This window comes from Methylobacterium symbioticum (genome assembly GCF_902141845.1).
GTDB classification, from domain to species: Bacteria; Pseudomonadota; Alphaproteobacteria; order Rhizobiales; family Beijerinckiaceae; genus Methylobacterium; species Methylobacterium symbioticum.
Window position 1 is genome coordinate 1 of record NZ_CABFPH010000197.1, and the last position, 4,317, is coordinate 4,317.

At 68.8% G+C, this 4,317-nt stretch carries 5 protein-coding genes; all 5 read right to left on the reverse strand.

Features of this window, described 5'->3' with window-relative positions; all coding sequences use genetic code 11:
- Window positions 1-496, reverse strand: a 496-nt coding sequence (locus MET9862_RS28540; RefSeq protein ID WP_438616662.1) for an ABC transporter permease subunit, incomplete at its 3' end; no start/stop codon positions are given.
- 9 nt (window positions 497-505) lie between these two features.
- Entirely contained in the window at window positions 506-1,663 is a 1,158-nt protein-coding gene (locus MET9862_RS28545; RefSeq protein ID WP_185157049.1) for an ABC transporter substrate-binding protein, read from the reverse strand.
- Window positions 1,664-2,245: 582 nt separating this feature from the next.
- The gene (locus MET9862_RS28555) at window positions 2,246-3,325 is read right to left on the reverse strand and encodes an acyl-CoA dehydrogenase family protein (RefSeq protein ID WP_142586261.1); all 1,080 of its coding nucleotides are present in this window, start codon (window positions 3,323-3,325) and stop codon (window positions 2,246-2,248) included.
- An 8-nt stretch (window positions 3,326-3,333) separates the two neighbouring features.
- Window positions 3,334-3,888: an OsmC family protein gene (locus MET9862_RS28560; protein WP_142586262.1), complete on the reverse strand. Its 555-nt coding sequence runs from the start codon at window positions 3,886-3,888 to the stop codon at window positions 3,334-3,336.
- Window positions 3,889-3,899: 11 nt separating this feature from the next.
- On the reverse strand, window positions 3,900-4,317 hold a 418-nt coding region (locus tag MET9862_RS28565), incomplete at its 5' end, for an ABC transporter permease (protein WP_142586263.1).

A 4,317-nucleotide genomic window follows, 5' to 3' on the forward strand; every position in this document is an offset into this window, starting at 1 on the left:
CGAAATTCGTGAGCCGGAGCAGCGCGCCCAGCGCCAGCACGAGGACGAGGGCAACGGCGAGCGCCACGACCTGCAGGCCCTGGACGCGGACGCCCCAGAGATCGACCGCAGCGCCGATCACGGCGCCGTCCGGATAGCGGACGACCTGGGTGCCGAACACCTCCTGCGCGGCCCCGATGAGGATCCGCGCCAGGGCGAGGCTTCCGACCATGCCCATCCAGCGATGCGCCCCGCGGCGCTGGAGCGGGCGGAAGACGATCCATTCGCTGAGGACGCCGAGCAGGCCGGCCGCAAGGAGCGCGACCGCCATGGCGGCGGCGAGCGGCAGGTGCAGCGTCCGCATCACCTCCAGCCCGACATAGGCGCCCCACATGAACACGGCGCCCTGGGACAGGTTCAGCACGTTGAGGACGCCGAAGACCAGCGTGAAGCCGACCGCGAAGACGGCGTAGACGGCTCCGAGCGAGAGGCCGTTTACGAATTGCTGGAGGAGCATCCGCGCGTCCTAGACGGCCGGCGCGGCGACGAAGACCTTGGCCTGTCCGTCTCCGACCAGCACCTTCGGGGTGACCGTCGCGTCGCGCTCGGGCGACCAGCCGTAGCGGCCGAGAACGCCGTCGAAATCCCGGATCTCGGCGAGCTTGGCGCGCACCGCCCGTCCATCGGTGACGGTCCGGGCGCGTCGGATCGCCTCGGCAATCAGGTAGGCCGCATCGTAACCCTGAGCCGCGTAGATGTCGGGCGTGCTGCCGTAGCGTCGGCGGTAGGCGTCCACGAAGGCCCTGCTCTTCGGATTGTCGTAGCCTGCGAACCAGGACGCGCCCACGATGATGCCATGGGCGGCCGGGCCGGCGAGTTCGAAGAGCTTGGCGGAGATGTTGGCGTTGCAGCCGACGAAAGCGATCCGCTCGTCGAACCCGAGTTGCCGTGCCTGCCGCAGAATGGCGGCCGCCTCCTCGGCCAGCGTTCCGAGGATGACGGCATCGGGATTCTGAGCCTTGATCTTCGTGAGCTGCGCTGAGAAGTCGACATCCCCGCGCTGGTAACTCTCCACCGCGACCTGCTGCAGGCCGAGATCCTGCGCGGCCTTCTTCTGAACGTCGTGCGCCCCGCGCGTGAGCGCGTCGTCGAGCCCGTAGATCAGCGCGACGCGCTTCACACCGTGTTTCCGCACCGCGTAGCCGAGCACACTCGGAAAGACCTGATCCTCCGGAACGCTGGTGCGGAAGATGAAGTCGCCGATCTTCGTCAGGTTCGGGGCCGTGTTCGAGCTGGCGATCACCGGGATGCTCGCCTGCTGGGCCAGGGGGTCGGCCGCGAAGGCGGAGTTCGACAGCGTGGGCCCCAGGATTGCCACGACCTTGTCCTGACGGATCAGCCGCTGGAAGATATTCACGGTCTGACCCCGATCGGCCCCGTCATCGGCGTGAAGCGCCTGCAGGCGGATCTCGCCCAAGGCCTTGGCCTCGTTGATCTCGCTGAAAGCGAGCTCGATCGCCTGCTTCTGCTCGGTTCCATAAAGGGCCGCAGATCCGCCGGTGGTCGACTGGACGAGACCGATCTTCGCGACGGAAGCGCCCTGGGCGCGACCCACCGCAGGGACCAGCATGGCCCCGGCCGAGATCGCGAGGATCTGCCGGCGCGAAAGGCGATCATAGGGCATCGGATACTCCGGTCGGGCGGGGATCCGCCGAGCCACAGCTGATGATGGAACGAATTCTTCGCGGATCGACGCCGGACCCCGGTCGGGCGAGCGATCTGGCGGGTCATGATGCATGCGGATCGGATCCGATCGGCTGACCCGCTGCCAGCGTATTTGTTCAATTTTTTGAGATGCGTCAATGAGAAAAATGGACTACAAATAGGTATCACGATAGATTTTATAGCATTATCTTATGACATATTGTGGGATTATCGTGCCATTGGTTGCACCGATTGCTTCTTTTATTCAGAGATATGCTGCGCGCCGCCCATTCAGGGATTCGGTCTCGGCCGGAACTTCGACGAGGGATGGAAAGGACCTCTGAAGGCCGGGTATGCCGCGGATCTCGCCGTGCTGTCCGCCGACCCGACAGCCACCGACCCGTCGGCCTTGGGCGATCTCCGCGGCCGTCTAACGGCCGTCGACGGGACGATCGTCCACGACGATGCATGATAAGGTCGCTCCGCCGCGGCTGCGGACGCCCGATGCATCCGCGGCCATGCGGCGGTGAGCCCGAGCACCCCGACCCCGAAGCAGACCGCCTCAGGCCGAGCGGGCGAGCTCGGCGGAGATGTGTTTGACCGAGGGCGTGACGATCGCCACGAACTGTGCTTCGCGCAAGCGCCGGAACGCCTCGGCTCCCTCCTGATAGCCCCGAGCGCCGAACTGGAGCATCGCGGATTGTGCCGCCTCCAGCGCCAGCCAGGAGACGTCCAGGCGCAGGCGCAGGGTGTCGAGGAACGTCGCATAGGCTGGGTCGGCCTGGCGCTCGGCTGCCGCCGCGACCCGCTCATTCAGGGCACCTGCCCGATCCTCGATCGCATCCGGACCCAGCGGCAGGTAGGCTGCCTGCCGACGCCCGCGACCGTCCGCTCGCATCAGGGCGGCGACTCCGCGGGCGAGGCCGAGGCCCATCCCGGCCTGCAGCAGCACGAAGCCGTTGCGGATGCGCGGCACGAAGGCCGCAGCGTCGGGGGCGATCACGTCCGCGTCCGGCACGAAGGCATCGCGCACCAGCACCGTGACGGTGCCAGTCCCTTCCAGCGCCACGAAGCGGGTGGTCGCGGCCAGCGCGACTGCTTCCGTGCCGGCGGTAAGGACAGCCATCACCCGGGTGCCGTCCTCCAGGGCGAAGATGGCGGCGAAGCGGTGACCAGCCGCGAGGTTCGAAACCCAGGGCAGGCGCCCTCGCACTCGGTAGCCGCCGGGCACGCGCGTACCGGACAGGGCCAGCGACTCGATTCCCGAGAAGGCCTTCATCGGATTCGACAGTCCGGTGCCGCCGAGCTGGTGCCCCGCGGCCACCGCTCCGAGCTGTTCTGCGGCGCCGGGCTCCGCGCTCCGGGCGAGGTACCAGACGAGCGCGTCCTGGCACCATGCGCAGAAGGCGGTCGAGAGGCAGGCTGTGGCGATCTCGCTCATGGCGTCGACCGCCCGCACGAGGCCCGCTCGCGTGCCGTCGGCGTGGTGCCGATAGGCGCCCGCCGCGCCGAGCGCGCGCAAGGTCGCCTCCGGATAGGCGCCGGCATCGATCGCCGCGACCTGCGGGCGCAACTGCGTCCGCACGATCTCTGAGATGTCGGGGCGCGGGCCGGAGGCGATCGATAGGGCTGCGGCGCTCATCGCGGTGCTCAGGCCCGCGCCAGGGTGACGGGGACCGGATTCTTCACGGTGTTGAGCACCGGCGACCACGCCGCCGCGTGTGCGACCAGATCGTCGAGTTCCTCGGGGCTGGCACCTGCGATGTCGAGATGGGCCTTGAGGCGCACGGCGGACAACCCCACCGCCTTCGGCGAGAGATCGCCCGTGCCCCAGACGGAGGTGATGTTGATGTCGCCCTCGCTCTCGATCGTGATGCCGCGCACGGTCCAGCCGCGCGCCACCGCGTTGGCCTGGAGGCCCACCGCCACGCAGGTGCCGAGCGCCGCGAGCAGCGCCTCGGTGGGGTTCGGCGCGGTGTCGTCGCCGAGCAGGCCCGGCGGCTCGTCGACCACGTGCACGTCGAGGTTGCGCACGTAGTTGAGGTGGCGGAAACGCCGCCCCTCGGCGACCGTGCGGGCGCGAACGGTGCGCACGGCGGTGGGGTCCGCCCGTCCTTTTTCGGAGAGAGCGGCGAGGGCGTCACGGTCGATGGTCTCGAACGTCTGGACGATCTCGCGCGCGGCAACGTCGGTGGTCGAACTCATGGGCAAACTCCTCAGGTCGCGGGAATCCAGCGGGCGCAGGCCGCGAGGCGGCCGAGCAGGCTGTCGAGGGCGTAGCCGATCAGGCCGATCAGCAGGACGAGGGCGGCGAGCCGGTCGTAGGAGAGGGTGTCGCGGGCATCGTTGATGGCGTAGCCAAGTCCGCTCGTGACCCCGAGATACTCGGCCGGCACCAGCACGATCCAGGCAACGCCGAGGGCGAGCCGCAGTCCGGTCAGGATGTCCTGCAGCACCGCCGGGATCACTACGGCGCGCAGGGTCCCGAGGGGACCGGCGCCGAGGTTGCGCGCGAGCGTCAGCCAGACCGGATCGACCCGCTTCACCCCGGCCGCGGTCGAGAACAGGATCGGCCAGACCGCGGCAGCGGCGATCAGGAAGACGATCGCCCCATCCCAGCTCGGGAAGCTCAGC

Coding starts and splice junctions, on each gene's coding strand:
- MET9862_RS28560 (WP_142586262.1), bottom strand. CDS start 3,888: ATGAGTTCGACCACCGACGTTGCCGCGCGCGAGATCGTCCAGACGTTC.
- MET9862_RS28555 (WP_142586261.1), bottom strand. CDS start 3,325: ATGAGCGCCGCAGCCCTATCGATCGCCTCCGGCCCGCGCCCCGACATC.
- MET9862_RS28545 (WP_185157049.1), bottom strand. CDS start 1,663: ATGCCCTATGATCGCCTTTCGCGCCGGCAGATCCTCGCGATCTCGGCC.